The following is a 17,829-nucleotide window of genomic DNA, read 5'->3' as shown; positions in this document are numbered from 1 at the left end:
TCAGGCGTCCAGCAGGCGTTGTACATCGATCAGGGTTTGGGCCAGTTCGGCGCCAGCCTCGATCATCTGGGTGTGGGCGCTGGCAACCGTCGCGGGGGCGATGCCACGGCAGGCATCGAGATGGACGATCACCCGGAAACCGGCGCGGCGCAGTTGCAGCACGCTGGTTTTGACACAGTAGTCGGTGGCGAGGCCGCCGACCAGCACAGTGGTGACACCACGGGCTTGCAGGAATTCGATGAGTCCGGTGCTGCGCCGTTCTGCCAGGTCGTGGAAGCAGGTGCCGTAGGGATGGAGATCCGGCTCGACCCCCTTCCAGACGAAGAAGTCATAGTCGATGGGAGCGGGCAGGCCGTCGAGCAGCTCGAAGCCTTTGCTACCCGGTACGCAGTGCACCGGCCAGGTGAGGTCGGCGTTGGGCAGATCCAGCGGCAACAGCATGCCTGCGGGGTCAGAGACGGCCCAGTCGGCATTGGCGGGGTGAGAGTCCTTGCTGCCGATCCGCAGCGTGGCGAGGGTGGCCTGAGCGTTGAGCGCAGCCACAATATCATCACCGCCCGCAACGGGCAGTTCGTTCGGGCAGAGGGGGGTAAAGCCCTTCTGCGCATCAATATCCAGGCTGGCGACGGTTCCCATGATTGGCTCCTGCACATACTATTCGTGTGATATTATCTACCAAACATTAATGGAAGGCGAGCAGGGCGATCGGCATGCTGAGAATGAGTCTGGATATGGTGGTGCTGCGGTTGCATGAGGAGCGGCTCGAGCTGCTGCTCGAGACCCGCGATCGTCCCCCCTTTGCCCACTGCTGGCAACTGCCTGCCCTGCGCATCGACGAGACCCGGGATCGGGATCTCGATGCCGCCCAGCGCCGTCTGCTGGCGGAGTGGGGGCTCGGTCACTGCTACAGCGAGCAGGTCTGCACCCTCGGCAATCTGGAGCGGGATCCCCGCGGCTGGTCCACGACCCTGGTCTATCTCTGTCTGGTCGATCCGGAAGTGGAAGCGATCCACGGTTGCTGGCATCCGCTCGCCAACCTGCCGGGGCTGAGCCTCGCCTTCGACCATGTCCAGCTCATCGCCAAGGGGTTGGAGCGGCTGCGGATCAAGAGCCGTTACAGCACCCTGCCGCTACAACTGCTGGGGCCCGAGTTCACCCTCTCCGAGGTGCAGCGCGCCTTCGAAATCATCCTGCAAACACCCATGAATACGGCGGCATTTCGCAAGCGGATTCATCGCGCCGACATTCTGGTGGATACCGGCCGCAAGCGCACCGGCAAACAGCGCCCTGCCATCCTCTACCGGCTGGAGAGCCCCTGCTGCGTGATGTTCGATCAAGTGATGCATGGAGCGGAAGCATGAGTGAGACCAGCGCGCACAAGGTGCTGGTGAGTGCCTGCCTGCTGGGTCAGCCGGTGCGTTACGACGGTCAGAGCAAGGGGATCGTCAGCGACTGGCTGAGTGAGCTGGGTGCCGAGGGGCGGGTGCTGGCCTTCTGCCCCGAAGTGGCTGGCGGTTTGCCGACCCCACGCCTTCCTGCCGAGCGGCAGGGCGAGCGCGTAGTGACGGCGAGCGGGCTGGATGTGACTGCCGAGTTTGATCGCGGCGCCGCGCTGGCGTTGGCTATTTGTCAGACGCAGGGCATTCGCTTCGCCCTGCTGAAAGAGGGGAGCCCCTCATGTGGCAGCGGCCGTATCTATAACGGCCGCTTCGAAGGGGTCTCTGTGGCGGGCGAGGGCAAGACCACCGCCCTGCTGCGCCGCCACGGGATTGCTGTCTTTTCCGAAGATCAGTTGGCCGAGTTGGCTTCTGCGCTCTCTTTGGATTCCTCCCCGGATTTGGCGGCAACCGGCAGCGGCGCCTGACCGCTCTGCCACCCCTCCAGCACCTCGTCCTTCTCCTGCCAGCGCTGGTTTAGCCACTCCTGAAAACCGCGCTTGAACTGCTTGTCGTTGAAGTAATCTCCTATCAGCTGCTCATTCACCGGCAGCTCCTCAATCCGCACCTGAATGCGTTTTACCCGCCCCATCAGGAAGTCCTTGAACGGGGTCTCGGCGTTGTCCGGATAGCGGATGGTGACGTTGATCAGGTTGTCGAACTGTTCGCCCATGGCGGCCAGCGTGAAGGCCAGCCCCGCCGCCTTGGGCGGCATCAGGTGACGATAGCGGGAGCGGGCCGCATCCCGTTTCTGCTCGGTGAAGCGGGTTCCTTCCACGAAGTTGATGACGGTAGTGGGGATGTGGCGAAACTTCTCGCAGGCGTTGCGGGTGGTCTCGATATCCTTGCCGCGCAGGTGCGGGTTCTTCAGCAAAAACTCCCGTGAGTAGCGACGCATAAAGGGCATATCGAGCCCCCAGCAGGCGAGCCCCAGCAGCGGGATGTAGATCAGCTCGTGCTTCATGAAGAACTTGGGCACCGGCAGCCGGTCGCGGAACAGGTGGCCGAGCACCACGATATCGGTCCAGCTCATGTGGTTGCTGATGATGAGATACCAGCCATCCTTGCGCAGCTTGGTATTGTCCTCCACCTGCCAGTCAATACGGGTGGTGAGGCGGATCACCAGCGCATTGCAGGCCAGCCACAGTCTCATGAAGCGGTTGTTGAGGCGGCTGCAGGCGCGGCCAAAGGCCGGGATCGGCAGTACTAGTTTGGCCAGCGACACCAGCAGGATCAGGCTGGCGCACAAGGCGGTGAAAAGGATGGTCAGGCCCGCGCTGATGATCAGCACCAGCGGGCCGGGAAGCAGGGATAGCATGAATGTTTACTGCGCCTTGGTTGCCAGCAGTTGGCTCAGGGTCTGGTCCTTTTCGTGCCAGATCCCGTTCAACCACTGTTGAAACTCTTGTTGGAACTCGGGGTCATTGAAGTAATCCCCCACCAGCTTGCGGTCGATCGGCAAATAGCGGACCTGAACCTTGATTTGCCCGACCCGGCCACACATGAAGTCCCAGTAGCTGGGGATGCCGTCCGGATAGGCGATGGTGACATCCACCAGTTGATGCAACTGATCACCCATGGCGGCCAGAGTAAAGGCGATGCCCCCTGCTTTCGGGTGGAGCAGGTGACGATAGGGCGAACCCTGCTTCTGATGTTTGCCCTTGGTGAAGCGGGTGCCTTCGACGAAGTTCATCACACTCACCGGAATGTGGCGGAACCTGGCACAGGCTTTACGGGTTGTCTCTATGTCTTTTCCCTTCAGATGGGGATGCTTTTCCAGAAATTTCCTGGAATATCGCCGCATGAAGGGGAAGTCGAGCGCCCACCATGCCAGACCGAGAAAAGGTACCCAAATCAGCTCTTTCTTGAGGAAAAACTTCAGGAAGGGGATTTTTTGGTTAAAAACCCGCTGCAGTACCAGTATGTCGACCCAGGATTGATGGTTGGCAATCACCATATACCACTCATTCCGGCGCCCTTTGTCCACTCCGACCACCTCGAAAGGGGTTTTGATGATGGTTTTCTGGATCAGATTGTTGAAACCGATCCAGCAGCTGGCACAGCCATCGAGCAGCCAGTTGCAGAGGGTGCGCCACCCCTTGAGGGGGAGCAGGAGCTTGAGCAGACCCAGCGAGAAGATGGGGACAAACCAGAAGAGGGTGTTGAAAAAATAGAGCAGGGTGGAGAGGCTGCCGCGCAGTCGCTCTGTCAGCTTGTTGGGCATGAGTCGGGTCCGTCTTGCTGTCGATAAAGGGCCATCAAGTGGTCAGATCTGTGGCCATAATATCAGCCGATTGCCTGCGAGACCATTCAGAGCCTTTACGGGGTTGGACTCACCCTTTTCCTTCTGTCAGCTGCTGCGCAGTCGCGACAGCAGCCGGTCCATGGCGCGATAACCGAGCGCCTCGATAAGATGCTCCTTGCCGATGGCGGGTTGCCCGGCTAGATCGGCGATGGTGCGTGACACCCGCAGGATGCGATGCCAGGCCCGGATGCTGAGCCCCAGCTTCTGGATGGCGTTCTCCAAAAATTCGGCATCTTGCGGTGATAAGCGGCAAATATCCTCTATCTCACGGCTATCCAGCAGGTTGTTGAGCTTGCCGTTACGGCTCAGCATACGCTCTCTCGCCACCAGCACCCGATCGCGGATCTGCTGGCTCGACTCCCCTCGCTCCGCCTTGCCGGTGAGGCTCCCCTTGGGCAGCAGCGGCACCTCCACCGTCAGGTCGAAGCGGTCGAGAAAGGGGCCGGAGAGCTTGCCGAGGTAGCGCAAGATCTGATCCGGGCTGGAGCGGGTCTGGCCGTCACCATAGTGGCCGCAGGGGCTGGGGTTCATGGCGCCCACCAGCTGGAAGCGAGCGGGGAAATCCACCTGACGGGCGGCCCGGCTGATGGTGATGTGCCCCGTCTCAAGTGGTTCGCGCAGGGAGTCGAGCACCTTGCGTTCGAATTCGGGCAGCTCGTCGAGAAACAGCACCCCGTTGTGGGCCAACGATATTTCGCCGGGCCTTGGGTGGCTGCCGCCGCCCACCAGCGCCACTGCCGAGGCGCTGTGGTGGGGTGTGCGATAGGGTCTGTGATGCCAGTGACCGGCGCGCGGAGTGAGGCCACCGATGGAGTGGATGGCGGCGGTCTGCTGCGCTTCCTGCTCGCTTAGCGGCGGCAGGATACCGGGCAGACGGCTCGCCAGCATGCTCTTGCCGGTGCCGGGCGGGCCGATGAACAACAGGTTGTGGCTGCCGGCGGCGGCAATCTCCAGCGCCCGTTTGGCCTGTGACTGGCCGATCACATCCTGCAGATCCGGTACATCGGGCAGGCTCTCTGCGCTTTGTTGATCCGGCAGTGGCAGCTCGTACTGGCCGGCCAGCCAGGCGGTGACGGCCAGCAGTTGGTGAGCGGTGCGCACCTCGGCATCCTGAATAAGGGAAGCTTCGGGGCCGTTCTCCCGCGGTACCAGCAGGGTGCGTCCCGCATCCCGGCAGGCGAGCACGGCGGGCAACACGCCGAGCACGGGGCGAATTTCGCCGGTCAGGGCCAATTCGCCTAAAAATTCGTGATCGAGCAGGTATTTTGCAGGTATTTGTTTTGAAGCTGCGAGAATTCCGATGGCGATGGCCAGATCGAAACGGCCCCCCTCCTTGGGCAGATCGGCGGGGGCCAGATTGACTGTGATGTGTTTGCTCGGGAACTCGAAATTGCCGTTGAGCAGAGCGCTGCGCACCCGATCCCGCGACTCCTTCACCGAGGTTTCCGGCAGGCCGACCATGTTGAAGGCGGGCAGGCCGTTGGAGAGGTGAACTTCCACTGTAACTTGCGGGGCCGCGATCCCGAGGCTGGCACGGCTATAAACCACAGCTAATGACATAAATCCCGTCCTTGAGTTGATATATGTTCTGACTAACTGCTTGTTGTTGGTTTTTTATTCCAGAGTTCCGGCTGGGGACTAGCCAAAATCAGTGGGTTGTCACAGAAAAAAGGCTTGCCCAATAAAAATCACCGTGCTAGTTCTAATAGCCATTCGCGGTAAAAACCGCCCCAATTTCACAGGATTTCCGGTTGTAACTATGAACATGGCCTCCCGTTTCGTCAGCATTATTGTGGTCCTAGTGGTGATTATTATCTCACCGCTCGGGGCTCGTTTAGCTGCACGGAACAAGGGATAGACCCACCACCGGACAGAACGAAACAAGCGACCCCCGAGCCTCACAGCTCGGGGGTTTTTTTTCGACCAAAGGACAGGATTTTCCACATGAACGGCGCGCAGTTTTTGGTACAGGCTCTCAAAAAACAGGGTGTGACCCAGGTGTTTGGTTACCCGGGCGGGGCCATCATGCCGGTCTACGATGCTCTGTATGACGGTGGTCTGGCCCATCAGCTCTGCCGCCACGAGCAGGGTGCCGCCATGGCGGCGGTCGGTTATGCCCGCGCCTCCGGTCAGGTGGGGGTCTGCATCGCTACCTCCGGCCCCGGCGCCACCAATCTGGTGACCGGTCTGGCAGAGGCGCTGCTCGATTCGGTGCCGCTGGTGGCCATCAGCGGTCAGGTGCCCTGTTCCGCCATCGGCACCGATGCGTTTCAGGAGGTCGACGTGCTCGGCATGTCCCTCTCCTGTACCAAGCACTCCTTTATGGTGACCGATGCCGCCGATCTGGGGCGAGTGCTGGCAGAAGCTTTCGCCATCGCCACCGAAGGTCGCCCCGGCCCTGTGCTGATCGATCTCCCCAAGGATGTGCAGTTGGCCGCCGTGCCTGCCCAGAGCCCGCTGTTTGCAGTGGAAGAGCCGGAGGTGCTCAACCCCTCGGATCTGGCCGCGGCCCGCACCCTGCTGGCCGCCGCCGAGCGCCCGGTGCTCTACGTCGGTGGCGGGGTAGGCATGGCCAATGCCGAGCAGCAGTTGCGTGACTTTGCTGCCGCCACCGGCATGCCTGCGGTCACCACCCTCAAGGGGATCGGCGCACTCGACCCCGACAGCCCCGTTTATCTCGGCATGCTCGGCATGCACGGTACCAAGGCAGCCAACTATGCGGTGCAACAGTGCGACTTGCTGGTGGTGGTGGGTGCCCGTTTCGACGACAGGGTGACCGGCAAGCTGGAGGAGTTTGCCCCCGAGGCTAAGGTGATCCATCTCGATGTGGATGCCGCCGAGTTCGGCAAGCGCCGCGCTGCCGAGGTGGGTATCACCACGGATCTCAAGCTGGTGCTGCCGCGCCTCGCCATGCCCCTCTCCATCGACCCCTGGCGTGAACACTGCGCCGCCATGGCCCGCGAATATGCGTTTCGCTACGACCATCCGGGTCAGGCCATCTATGCCCCGGCTCTGCTCAAACAGCTATCTGCCAAGTTGCCGGAGAGCAGCGTGGTCGCCTGCGACGTGGGTCAGCACCAGATGTGGGTGGCCCAGCACATGCGCTTCACCAGTCCGCGCAACCACCTCTCCAGCGCCGGTCTCGGCACCATGGGTTTCGGTCTGCCCGCCGCCATCGGCGCCAAGATGTCGCGCCCGGAGGATGAAGTGGTGCTGGTAAGCGGTGACGGTTCTTTCATGATGAACGTGCAGGAGCTCGGCACCATCCGCCGAGCCCAGCTCAAGGTGAAGATGGTGCTGCTGGATAACCAGCGCCTCGGCATGGTGCGCCAGTGGCAGGAGCTGTTCTTCGACGGCCGCTACAGCGAGACCATCCTCTCCGACAACCCCGACTTCGTCGCCCTGGCTGCTGCTTTCGGCATCCCCGGCGAGACCATCACATGCAAGGAGCAGATAGCCGGTGCCCTCGATCGCCTGCTGGCAAGCGAGAGTGCCTACCTGCTGCATGTGGCTATTTCAGAGGAAGAAAACGTCTGGCCCCTGGTTCCGCCGGGAGTCGCCAACCACCAGATGATGGAGCAACGCCCATGAACCCGCACACCCTTGCCCAGCCAGCATTTGCACAACACACCCTGCATATCCACGCCCAGCCCAGACCGGAAGTGATGGAGCGGGTGCTGCGGGTGGTGCGTCACCGCGGCTTCAATCTCTGCGCCTTGAATATGGAGCAGGATTGCCAACAGCTGCGGATCACGGTTACTGTCGAGTCGGTGCGTCCCATCCAGCAGTTGTGGAGCCAGCTGGTTAAGCTGGTGGACGTCTCCCGGGTCGATGCACTGGAACAGCAACCCCGGATCAGAGCTTAAGGAGCCAAGCCAATGTCACAGCCTTCCCAATCCGCCACTCACCCCCAATACATCTGGTTTAACGGCAAACTGGTGCCCTGGCAAGATGCCCAGGTGCACGTGCTGAGCCACGCCCTGCACTACGGCTCCTCGGTGTTTGAGGGGGTGCGTGCCTACGACACACCCAAAGGCACCTGCATCTTCCGTCTGCAGGAGCACACCCGCCGTCTGTTCGACTCCGCCAAGATCTACTGGATGGACGTCCCCTACAGCGAGTCCGAAGTGAATGAAGCCTGCCGCACCGTGGTGCGCGAGAACGGCCTGAAGAGCGGTTACCTGCGCCCGCTGGCCTTTGTCGGCAACGTGGGGCTGGGGCTGCATCCGCCACTGGATGCCAAGGCTGACCTGATGGTCGCCGCTCTGCCGTGGGGCGCTTATCTGGGGGAAGAGGGGCTGAAAAACGGGGTGGATGTCTGTGTCACCTCATGGAACCGGCTCGCTCCCAACACCATCCCCACCGGCGCCAAGGCGGGCGGTAACTACCTCTCTTCCCAGCTGATTAGCCGCGAGGCCAAGCGCAACGGCTTTGCCGAGGGGCTGGCGCTGGATGTGAACGGCTATCTGAGCGAAGGGGCGGGGGAGAACCTGTTCCTGGTGAAGAATGGCGTGCTGTTCACACCGCCCGCTACCGCCGCCATCCTGCCCGGTATCACCCGCGACACCATCATGACGCTGGCGCGCGACTTGGGTTACGAGGTGCGCGAGCAGGCGCTGCCCCGTGAGGCGCTCTATGTGGCAGACGAAATCTTCATGACCGGCACCGCCGCCGAGGTGACCCCGGTGCGTTCCGTCGATCGGATGAAGGTGGGCGCTGGCAGCCGTGGCCCGGTGACCGAGCAGCTGCAGAATGCCTTCTTCGGCCTGTTCAATGGCCAGACCGAAGACAAGTGGGGCTGGCTGACGCCCGTCAACGACTGATGAGAGAGGGGAGGCGCTGTGCCTCCCCGAGTCGCTTCCGGTGAGAACTTCCCAGAGGAGTCTTCACCAGGATCGATTCCGATCCACTCGTATCATCACCGCATAACGCATCGAGCCCATATGGGCATTCAGGGAGTAGAGACAATGCCGAAGTTGAGATCCGCCACCACCACCCACGGACGTAACATGGCCGGGGCCCGCGCCCTGTGGCGCGCCACCGGAATGACCGATCAGGATTTCGGCAAGCCCATCATCGCCGTGGTCAACTCCTTCACCCAGTTCGTGCCTGGCCACGTCCACCTCAAGGATCTGGGCCAGCTGGTGGCGCGCGAAATCGAAGCAGCGGGTGGTGTTGCCAAGGAGTTCAACACCATCGCCGTGGATGACGGCATCGCCATGGGCCACGGCGGCATGCTCTACTCCCTGCCATCGCGGGAGCTGATCGCCGATTCGGTGGAGTACATGGTCAACGCCCACTGCGCCGACGCCATGGTCTGTATCTCCAACTGCGACAAGATCACCCCGGGGATGCTGATGGCCGCCCTGCGCATCAATATCCCGGTGATCTTCGTTTCCGGCGGCCCGATGGAAGCGGGCAAGACCAAGCTCTCCGACCAGATCATCAAGCTGGATCTGGTGGACGCCATGATCCAGGGCGCCGACCCCAAGGTGTCGGACGCCCAGAGCGAACAGGTGGAGCGTAGTGCCTGCCCTACTTGCGGCTCCTGCTCCGGCATGTTTACCGCCAACTCCATGAACTGTCTGACCGAGGCGCTGGGTCTTTCCCAGCCGGGTAACGGCTCCATGCTGGCGACCCACGCCGATCGTGAGCAGCTGTTCAAGCTGGCGGGCCAGCGCATCGTGACGTTGGCCAAGCGCTGGTATGAGCAGGATGACGAGACTGCCCTGCCGCGTAATATCGCCACCAAGGCGGCGTTCGAGAACGCCATGGCGCTCGATATCGCCATGGGCGGCTCTACCAATACCGTGCTGCACCTGCTGGCGGCGGCGCAGGAGGCGGGCGTCGACTTCACCATGGCCGATATCGACCGCATGTCCCGCAAGGTGCCGCAGCTCTGCAAGGTGGCGCCCTCCACCCAGAAGTACCATATGGAAGATGTGCACCGCGCCGGCGGTGTGGTCGCCATTCTGGGCCAGCTGGAAAAAGCGGGTCTGGTGCATGGGGATACCCGTACCGTGCTGGGTTGCTCCCTCGTCGAACAGCTCGATGAATATGACGTCAGCCGTCAGCCGAGCCAGGAGGTGGTGGACTTCTACCGCGCCGGCCCGGCCGGCATCCGCACCACCAAAGCGTTCAGTCAGGATTGCCGCTGGCCAGAGCTGGATCTGGACCGCGCCGAAGGGTGCATCCGCTCGCTGGATCACGCCTACAGCCAGGAGGGCGGCCTTGCCGTGCTTTCCGGCAACCTCGCGGTCAACGGGGCCATCGTCAAGACTGCCGGGGTAGATGAGGAGAACCTCACCTTCCGCGGTCCGGCCCGGGTATTCGAGAGTCAGGAGAGCGCGGTGAGCGGCATCCTCGACGGTACCGTGAAAGCGGGTGAGGTGGTGGTGATCCGCTACGAAGGGCCGAAAGGGGGCCCCGGCATGCAGGAGATGCTCTACCCCACCACTTATCTCAAGTCCATGGGGCTCGGCAAGGCGTGCGCCCTGATCACCGATGGCCGTTTCTCCGGCGGCACCTCGGGCCTCTCCATCGGCCACGTCTCGCCGGAGGCGGCCTCCGGCGGCACCATCGGTCTGGTGGAGGATGGCGACATCATCAGCATCAACATTCCGGCTCGCAGCATGGTGCTGGAGGTGGCCGACAGCGTACTGGCTGCCCGCCGCGTTGCCGTCGAGGCCCGTGGCTGGAAGCCGCTCGATCGCCAGCGTCAGGTCTCCTTTGCCCTGCGCGCCTACGCCATGTTCGCCACCAGTGCCGACAAGGGTGCGGTGCGCGATCGTTCGATGCTGGGGGAATAAATCATGGTCTCTGCGGCGGATTATCTACGCAAGGTGCTACTCTCCCCCGTCTATGAGGCGGCGCGGGTCACCCCCTTGCAAACCCTGAAGAAACTCTCCGAGCGACTCGGCAATCACGTCAGCCTGAAGCGGGAGGACCTGCAACCGGTTCACTCCTTCAAGCTGCGCGGGGCCTATCACAAGATCGCTACCCTGACCCAGGAGCAGAAGGCGCGCGGCGTTATCGCCGCCTCTGCTGGCAACCACGCCCAGGGGGTCGCCCTGTCGGCCGCCAAGCTCGGTATCAAGGCGATCATCGTGATGCCCAAGACCACGCCGGACATCAAGATCGACGCGGTGCGCCGGCAGGGCGGCAACGTCATGCTGTTTGGCAACAGTTTCGACGAGGCCTACGGCGAGAGCCGCCGCCTCGCCACGCTGGAGGGCTACACCCTGATCCCGCCGTTTGACGACGTCGAGGTGATCGCCGGGCAGGGCACCATCGGCAAGGAGCTGCTGGAGCAGGATACCCACCTCACCCACGTCTTCGTGCCGGTGGGGGGCGGCGGGTTGGCCGCCGGGGTGGCGGTCTATATCAAGCAACTGCTGCCGGATGTGAAGGTGATCGGGGTGGAGGCGGAGGGCTCCGCCTGCCTCAAGGCCGCGCTGGCGGCTGGTGAGCCGGTCAATCTGGAGCGGGTCTCGCTGTTTGCGGACGGGGTGGCGGTCAAGCGTATCGGCGAGGAGACCTTCCGCCTCTGCAACCAGTATCTGGACGAGGTGGTGACCGTCTCCAACGACCAGATCTGCGCCGCGCTGAAAGATATCTTCGACGACTGCCGCGCCATTGCCGAGCCGTCGGGTGCCCTGTCGCTAGCTGGCCTCAAGGCCTACAGCGAGCGGGAGCAGGTCAGGGGTGGCCGGATGGCGGCCATTCTGTCCGGTGCCAACGTCAACTTCCACAGCCTGCGCTACGTGTCGGAGCGCTGCGAGATTGGCGAGAAGCGCGAGGGCATGCTGGCGGTGACTATCCCCGAGCGCAAAGGGGCCTTCCTCGACTTCTGCCGTCAGCTGGGGCCCCGCATGGTGACCGAGTTCAACTATCGCTACGCCGATGCCGAGCAGGCGTCGCTGTTCGTCTCGGTGCGCCTCACTGGCGGTGACGAAGAGCTGGGCCAGATCATCGATCAGCTCGGCGGCAACGGCTATCCGGTGGTCAACATGACCGAGAGCGAGCTGGCCAAGAACCATGTGCGCTACATGATTGGCGGCCGCCCGGCCCGGCCCCTCGGTGAACGGCTCTATAGCTTCAAGTTTCCGGAGCAGCCTGGCGCTTTGATGCGCTTTCTCGAGACCCTCGGCTGTCGCTGGAACATCAGCCTGTTCCACTACCGCAACCACGGTGCCGACTACGGCCGGGTGCTCTGCGCCTTCGAGCTGCCGGACGAGGACGTGGCCGCCTTCCACGACTACCTGCGCGAGATTGGCTACGGCTGGAAAGAGGTGAGCGACGACCCCGCCTACCGGCTGTTCCTGGCCAGTTGAGCAAGGGGGCTGCAACAACTCATCAGGAGGGAGGCGTTATGCCTCCCTTTTCTATTGCTGCGTGTGGATAGGTCCACTCCGTACGACGCAACGTCATGGTTTAACTGGCAAAACAGTGTGAATAGGTACATAGGTGATTTTTACGCCGGATATTGCTGGCAAGCTCACACTCCTGATGGCTTGGTCATTTGAGGCTGCGTTCGGATGGGATACCCTGAATAGCGGAGAGGCCGCCTGACGGCTTCACACAGGGAAAGTGCGCACTCAGGCGCCCATAACGACTTATTGCAGAGGCGAAAATATGAATAAATCCATGCTTGCCGTATTGGTCAGTGGTTTGCTGGCGGCCGGAGCCGTGCAGGCCGCCGCTCAGGACAATACCTGGTATGTCGGTGGCAAGGCCGGTTGGTCCAATTACTATGGCGTTGACCACAACCAGTATGCCGAGTCGATTGCCCAGACGTTGGGTAATACCAGCGAGAACACGGATGATCTGGGTCTGGGCCTGTTCGCCGGTTACCAGCTCAACCCCAACCTGGGTTTCGAGCTGGGTTATGACTGGCTTGGCAAATACGACACCACTTCGGGCACTGGCGCCAATACCCTCAAGACCGAAGCCAAGAGCCAGATGATTCAGGCCACCATGAAGATCAGCTTCCCGGCAACGAATGTGCTCGATCTTTATGGTCGACTGGGCGGCGCCTATGCCTGGACGGATAGCGAGATCAGCTTCGCCAATACCAGCGAGACCGGCAAAAAGCATGGCGCTGCCTTCGTTGGTGCGCTGGGTGCCGAATATGCCATCGATCGTGACTGGGCTGCCCGTCTGGAGTACCAGTACACCACGCCGCTGGGAGATGCGTCTCTCGATCGCTCCGGTATCGAGATGGATAACGGCCTGATTTCGTTCGGGATGCTCTATCGCTTCGGTCAGCAAGGTGGCGAGGTCGTAGCACCGGCGCCCGCTCCGGCCGCCGAACCGGCACCTGTAGCCGTGGTTGAGCCCAAGACCTTCAGTCTGAGTTCCGATGTGCTGTTCGAGTTCAACAAGGCGACCCTGAAACCGGCTGCCAATCAGGCGCTCGATGCCCTGTTCAGCCAGATTGTGGCGGCCAATCCGAAAGATGGTGTCGCAACTGTCATCGGTTATACCGACCGCATCGGTTCCGACAACTACAACCTGGCCCTCTCCGAGAAGCGGGCCCAGAGCGTGGCCAGCTATCTGGTATCCAAAGGCTTGTATGCCGACAAGGTACGGGTCGAGGGGCGTGGCAAGGCCAATCCGGTCACTGGCAACAGCTGTGCCAGTCGCTCCAAGCAGGAGCTGATCGCCTGTCTGGCACCGGATCGCCGAGTGGAAATCCATCTGGAAGGGGTCTCCCAGCCTGTTCAATAAGCAGAGCGACGGGAGCAATAAATGTAAAAACGGGAGGCTTGGCCTCCCGTTTCTTATGGGGTGTTTACGATGTTGAGCCTCAGAGCCCGAACAGCGGCCGCAGGCGAATGCCGATGAGGCTGCCAGCGAGGGCCATCAACATCCAGACCCAGCCGTGCAGGCTGCCAGACGCAGTGCCATCAAAGAAACCGCCGAGGTTGCAGGCGGCGTACATGGCGCCCATCCCCATCAACAGGCCGCCGATGATGGAGGCCAGACTGTTGCCGAGCCGCATCGGGGCGAAGTTGCCGCCACCGCTCAGGCTGCGCGCCAGCATGGCCCCCAGAATACCGAGCCAGAACATGCCGACCATGGGGTTGATAAAGAGCGGCTGGGCCAGTTTCGGGTTCCCCTCGAACAGGCCAAACAGGGAGGCACCGCGCAGCGCCATGTCATAGACGGCGCCGGTGATGGTCCAGGCCGAGCCGTGCAGAGCGACCACGGACGAGTTGAGCAGGGCGATGATGATGCCGCCGGTCAGCACGGTGAAGCGGCCATCGCGCCAGAACAGATTGCTGCCGCTGAAGAGGGGCTTGAGCTCGCCGGTGCGCTTGAGTTCGCTGTTGCGAAACAGCAGGAACAGCGCGGCGACCAGCGCCAGGTTGAGCAGCATGCCGCTCCAGATATTGCCGGTCAAATCCTTGGCCAGCACCACATGGCTGGAGAAGGTAGCCTCCAGTTCGGGGCGGAACTGGTTGCTGATAAGGGTGCCGATGCCGTAGCAGATCAGCACCAGCCAGAAGCGGGGTTGCCCCTCGCCGCAGCAGTAAAGAGTGCCGGTGGCGCAGACGCCTGCCAGCTGCATGCCGATGCCGAACAGGAAGGCACCGACGATGAAAGGAATGCCGATAGCCATCACGTTACCCACCATGGCATCGCCAAAGAGGGCGTGGCTAAAGGAGAGGAAGGTGGTGAACAGCAGAATTTCGATGGCGATGGTGAGCAGGTGAACCCGCACGTAGTAGCTGTTGCGTTTGGTCAGCATTTCGCGCCAACCGAATACGATGCCGAAGCGACTGAAGGAGAGGGTGAAGCCGAAGCCGAATCCGATCAGGGCCATCAGAGCCCATTTCATACCAAAGGTGTTGCCAAGCCAGAGTAACGCTCCCCCCGCGATTACCACGATGGGGAGCGACCATTTTCGAGTCATGTCAGTTGTTCCTTGCAGTTGGTTTTCAGAGGGGCGGATCCTATTCCCTCATGGAGTCTAATGCTACCCATTTAACCAGTGCAGAGAAAAAGAGGAGCGCTGACTCCCGTCAGCGCCGGGGATCAATGGCGGGTGGTGTCGAGATGGAAGTGGTGAGTCTGCCTGGTCAGGATGCGGGCGTGCTGGGCGACCATGGTCGCCTCTTCGGCGGCGTGGCTGGCGCTCTGATTGACTTCGGCCGCCAACCGCGACATCTCGCCGACCTGATGGTGGATCCCTTGTATCAGCCGGGTCTCATCGCTCATCAACTGATCGACCTGAGCGATGCGCTGGTTGATCTCCTCGCAGCTCTGCGCGATCCGGGCGACGCTCTGGCGCGCTGTCATCGTGTGAGTGACCGCTTGTTCGACCCGTGCCAGTTCGGTATCCATCTCGTTGGCGGCGCGCAGGCTGACATCCTGGATCTTGCCGATGATGGTGTTGATCTCGGTGGTGGCGCTGCCGGTGCGGGTCGCCAGCGAGCGCACTTCATCGGCTACCACGGCAAAACCGCGCCCTTGTTCACCTGCCCGTGCCGCTTCAATGGCCGCGTTCAGCGCCAGCAGATTGGTCTGCTCCGCAATATCGTGAATGGCGCCCGCCAGCCCGGCAATCTGCTGCGAGAGGCCAGCCAGATCCGAAATGGTATGGGAGACCTGCTTCACGCCCGTGACTTGCTCCCCGATCACCTGTTCCACGGTGTGGATGGCGATCGTCGCCTCTTGTGCCCGCTCAGCTGACTGCAGGGTTTGCTCCCCCACCTGATGCAGCTGGCTACCCGCCTGTTCAATGGAGTGGGTGAGCTGTTCGATGGCCTGTTCGATATGGTGGGCTGCCCCGACCTGAGCCTGACTGTCATCGGTGTGCCGTTGTGCCATGGCGGTCAGGCTGGTGGCGCGATCATCCAGCGTACTGGCGCTGCGTTGCAGGGACTCCACCAGGGTTGCCAGTTGGTCACGCATGGCCCCGATCTGGCGGATCAGCTCGCCGATGGCATCGAGGCCCGGCTCCGGCATGGGGCGGTTCAACTCCCCTTCGGCGATGGCGGCGGTGGCTTTGCCTGCGGCCAGCAGCCGCTGTTGGGTGGGGCGTCCCAGCCAGAAGATGAGCCCAGCCCCCAGCAGTGCGGCGCACAACAGCAGTCCGTAGCAGAGTCGGGTGGTGTTGGCGAGATGGGCCATCTGCTCGGCGGCATACTCGTTGCCGCGGATGACGGTGGCGTCCACCCCTAGCCGGTGGGCGTTATAGAGGGTGTGCAGGCGCGCCGCAATCGCGCCCGCCTGCGCCAGATCCCCCGCCTTGATGGCGGGGACAAACTTGTCGTTGAGCAACTGCCAGAACAGCTCCCCCTGCACTTTTTGCTCCCCCAGCAGCAGCTCCCTGAGGGGCTCGTTCAGGCTGCTCTCTTGCCAGAAGCGGTTACGGCTCTCGAACTCTTGCTGCAGTCGGGCGAGGGTTTGCAGCAGGGCCTCCCGCTCCTCCGGTTTGGCATGGAGCAGGGTGTAGACCTGCAACTGGGATTCGATGAGGTAGAGAGGCGGCGGCAGAATATCGGCTACCACATCCTTCCCCTGTCCCATCTGATCGGCTGCGCTCCGGACCGAGTAAAGCCCGAAAAAGCTGATGGAGATCAGCGTGATAATGACCATGATCCCCAGAACCTGACCAAAAAGCAGGGATCTGTCGTGAATGTGCTTGAGCATGTTGCCTCCATTCGGCTCCGTTCATGGATAGCATAGCTCTCTGGCGGGATGGTGAGACTCGGGTGTGGTCTGTTGATAGCGAGTCGGCTCTGGAGAAGGGGAAGTCACAGTCTGAAAACCGCTGGTGGCACGAAAAAGAACCCCGGCTGATGAGCCGGGGTCACTGGTAGTGAGGCGGTGTCAGGTCCGGCTTGGCGCGGCTTTGCCGCTGCGCAGCCCATCCAGACTGAACAGTACCAGCGCGCTCCAGATGCAGGCGAAGGTGAGCAGTTTGTCCATCGCCAGCGCTTCCCCATAGAGGGTGACTGCGAGGATAAACATCAGGCTGGGGCCTATGTACTGGAAGAAGCCCAGGGTGGAGAGCTTGAGCCTGGTTGCGGCGGCGGTGAAGCAAAGCAGGGGGGCCGTGGTGACGGCGCCTGCGGCGATCAGCAGCAGGTTGAGGTGCCAGTCATTCTGGGTGAGATGGCTGGTGGGACTGTCGGCAAAGCCCCACAGATAGATGGCCGCTGGCGGCAGCATGATCATGGTTTCGATCAGCAGACCGGTGAGGGCATCGAGGGCCAGTTTTTTGCGCACCAGCCCATAGATGGCGAAACTCGACGCCAGCACCAGCGCAATCCAGGGCAAGGAGCCAAAGGCGATAAGCTGGATCGCCACCCCGGCAAAGGCCAGCGCCACCGCCCACCACTGCAGGCGGCGCAGCTTCTCGCTCAGAAACACCATTCCCAACAGTACGTTGAACAGCGGGTTGATGTAGTAGCCGAGGCTGGCATCCAGCATATGGCCGTTGTTGATGGCCCAGATGAACAGCAGCCAGTTGCCGCCGACGGTAACCGAGGTAAACGCCAGGGTGAGCAACACTTTTGGCTGGCGCAGCACCGCCTGCACCTTGTGCCACTGACGGCCTGCCAGGGTGAGTACCATCAGCAGCACGCAGGACCAGATCATCCGGTGGGTCAGGATTTCGGCGGCCGGAACGGCAGAGATGGTCTTGAAATAGATGGGGGCTATGCCCCAAAGGGTATAGGCGCACAGGGCGTAGATGACGCCCTGACGCTGGATCTGTTGCGGCATGCGGATGACCTTTACTGAAGCGTTGGATGCGGGAAAACATCGCAAAAAATCAGTGTAGCGATCCTTTTGCGGGGAAAGAAGCGAATAAACGAAGTTTGAGGGAAAGGAGGTGTGTTGCTGGCCGGTCAGCCTTTACCGCGGCGGATCTTGTCGACGTCCATCAACAGCCACAACATCAGGGCGATGGCGGAGATCCAGGGGCCCCAGGTCACGTAGGCCTCGCCGTGCCCCAGCACGAAGAACAGCAGGGGCAAACCGATCACCAGAAAAAGTACGCTTCCCAGAAAAAATAGCATTTTTGTCTTTATATTTAACATGTTGGCTTTTTTATCATTATAAGGATTGAGCCCG

Annotated in this window: 16 protein-coding genes; 8 read left to right on the top strand and 8 right to left on the bottom strand. The window is 61.8% G+C overall.

What is annotated here, in order from left to right:
• Positions 1-636, bottom strand: a complete 636-nt coding sequence (locus tag I6L49_RS14910; protein ID WP_216949835.1) for a nicotinamidase — start codon at positions 634-636, stop codon at positions 1-3.
• 74 nt (positions 637-710) lie between these two features.
• Between I6L49_RS14910 and I6L49_RS14905 the strand changes: the two genes are divergently transcribed.
• Positions 711-1,361 carry a DNA mismatch repair protein MutT gene (locus I6L49_RS14905; RefSeq protein ID WP_005339607.1) on the top strand — a complete coding sequence of 217 codons (651 nt, stop codon included), beginning with the start codon at positions 711-713 and terminating at the stop codon, positions 1,359-1,361.
• The gene (locus I6L49_RS14900; protein ID WP_216949834.1) at positions 1,358-1,864 is read left to right on the top strand and encodes a DUF523 domain-containing protein; all 507 of its coding nucleotides are present in this window, start codon (positions 1,358-1,360) and stop codon (positions 1,862-1,864) included. Before I6L49_RS14905 ends, I6L49_RS14900 begins: the two co-directional genes overlap by 4 nt.
• Here I6L49_RS14900 and I6L49_RS14895 read toward each other — a convergent pair.
• From I6L49_RS14895 to I6L49_RS14885, 3 genes are all read right to left on the bottom strand, one after another.
• Positions 1,789-2,754, bottom strand: coding sequence for an acyltransferase (locus I6L49_RS14895; protein ID WP_216949833.1), 966 nt, complete (start codon positions 2,752-2,754; stop codon positions 1,789-1,791). The two genes, I6L49_RS14900 and I6L49_RS14895, sit on opposite strands and share 76 nt — an antisense overlap.
• A 6-nt stretch (positions 2,755-2,760) precedes the next feature.
• Positions 2,761-3,660: an acyltransferase gene (locus I6L49_RS14890; protein ID WP_005339610.1), complete on the bottom strand. Its 900-nt coding sequence runs from the start codon at positions 3,658-3,660 to the stop codon at positions 2,761-2,763.
• A gap of 126 nt (positions 3,661-3,786) precedes the next feature.
• Positions 3,787-5,301: a YifB family Mg chelatase-like AAA ATPase gene (locus tag I6L49_RS14885; protein WP_216949832.1), complete on the bottom strand. Its 1,515-nt coding sequence runs from the start codon at positions 5,299-5,301 to the stop codon at positions 3,787-3,789.
• A 384-nt stretch (positions 5,302-5,685) separates the two neighbouring features.
• Here I6L49_RS14885 and ilvG point away from each other — a divergent pair, with 384 nt between their 5' ends.
• From ilvG to ompA, 6 genes are all read left to right on the top strand, one after another.
• Complete coding sequence (gene ilvG / locus I6L49_RS14880; protein ID WP_216949831.1) at positions 5,686-7,332, top strand: acetolactate synthase 2 catalytic subunit; 1,647 nt, start codon at positions 5,686-5,688, stop codon at positions 7,330-7,332.
• On the top strand, positions 7,329-7,607 hold the full coding sequence (gene ilvM / locus I6L49_RS14875; protein WP_005342011.1) for an acetolactate synthase 2 small subunit: 279 nt from the start codon (positions 7,329-7,331) through the stop codon (positions 7,605-7,607). The genes ilvG and ilvM overlap by 4 nt, the downstream gene beginning before the upstream one ends.
• A gap of 12 nt (positions 7,608-7,619) precedes the next feature.
• On the top strand, positions 7,620-8,564 hold the full coding sequence (locus I6L49_RS14870; RefSeq protein ID WP_216949830.1) for a branched-chain amino acid transaminase: 945 nt from the start codon (positions 7,620-7,622) through the stop codon (positions 8,562-8,564).
• Between the two features lie 144 nt (positions 8,565-8,708).
• On the top strand, positions 8,709-10,550 hold the full coding sequence (ilvD, locus tag I6L49_RS14865; protein ID WP_216949829.1) for a dihydroxy-acid dehydratase: 1,842 nt from the start codon (positions 8,709-8,711) through the stop codon (positions 10,548-10,550).
• 3 nt (positions 10,551-10,553) lie between these two features.
• Entirely contained in the window at positions 10,554-12,074 is a 1,521-nt protein-coding gene (ilvA, locus tag I6L49_RS14860) for a threonine ammonia-lyase, biosynthetic (RefSeq protein WP_216949828.1), read from the top strand.
• A gap of 301 nt (positions 12,075-12,375) precedes the next feature.
• Positions 12,376-13,470 (top strand): porin OmpA, encoded by a 1,095-nt coding sequence (gene ompA / locus I6L49_RS14855; RefSeq protein ID WP_042055328.1) that lies wholly within the window; start codon positions 12,376-12,378, stop codon positions 13,468-13,470.
• A gap of 79 nt (positions 13,471-13,549) precedes the next feature.
• On the opposite strand, the gene I6L49_RS14850 is transcribed toward ompA, so the two are convergent.
• From I6L49_RS14850 to I6L49_RS14835, 4 genes are all read right to left on the bottom strand, one after another.
• A complete protein-coding gene (locus tag I6L49_RS14850) occupies positions 13,550-14,659 on the bottom strand; it encodes a YeeE/YedE thiosulfate transporter family protein (RefSeq protein ID WP_178378373.1) in 1,110 nt (369 codons plus the stop codon).
• 122 nt (positions 14,660-14,781) lie between these two features.
• Positions 14,782-16,401, bottom strand: a complete 1,620-nt coding sequence (locus I6L49_RS14845) for a methyl-accepting chemotaxis protein (RefSeq protein WP_216949827.1) — start codon at positions 16,399-16,401, stop codon at positions 14,782-14,784.
• Positions 16,402-16,581: 180 nt separating this feature from the next.
• Positions 16,582-17,478: an EamA family transporter RarD gene (gene rarD / locus I6L49_RS14840; protein WP_005356175.1), complete on the bottom strand. Its 897-nt coding sequence runs from the start codon at positions 17,476-17,478 to the stop codon at positions 16,582-16,584.
• A gap of 125 nt (positions 17,479-17,603) precedes the next feature.
• Positions 17,604-17,774: a hypothetical protein gene (locus tag I6L49_RS14835; RefSeq protein ID WP_005341999.1), complete on the bottom strand. Its 171-nt coding sequence runs from the start codon at positions 17,772-17,774 to the stop codon at positions 17,604-17,606.
• Positions 17,775-17,829 lie beyond the last annotated feature (55 nt).

Origin of the sequence: Aeromonas sp. FDAARGOS 1419, assembly GCF_019047045.1 — a bacterium.
Taxonomy (GTDB): Bacteria; Pseudomonadota; Gammaproteobacteria; order Enterobacterales; family Aeromonadaceae; genus Aeromonas; species Aeromonas veronii.
Note: the sequence above shows the minus strand (reverse complement) of the source record. Positions and strands in the feature narration are given on the sequence as shown.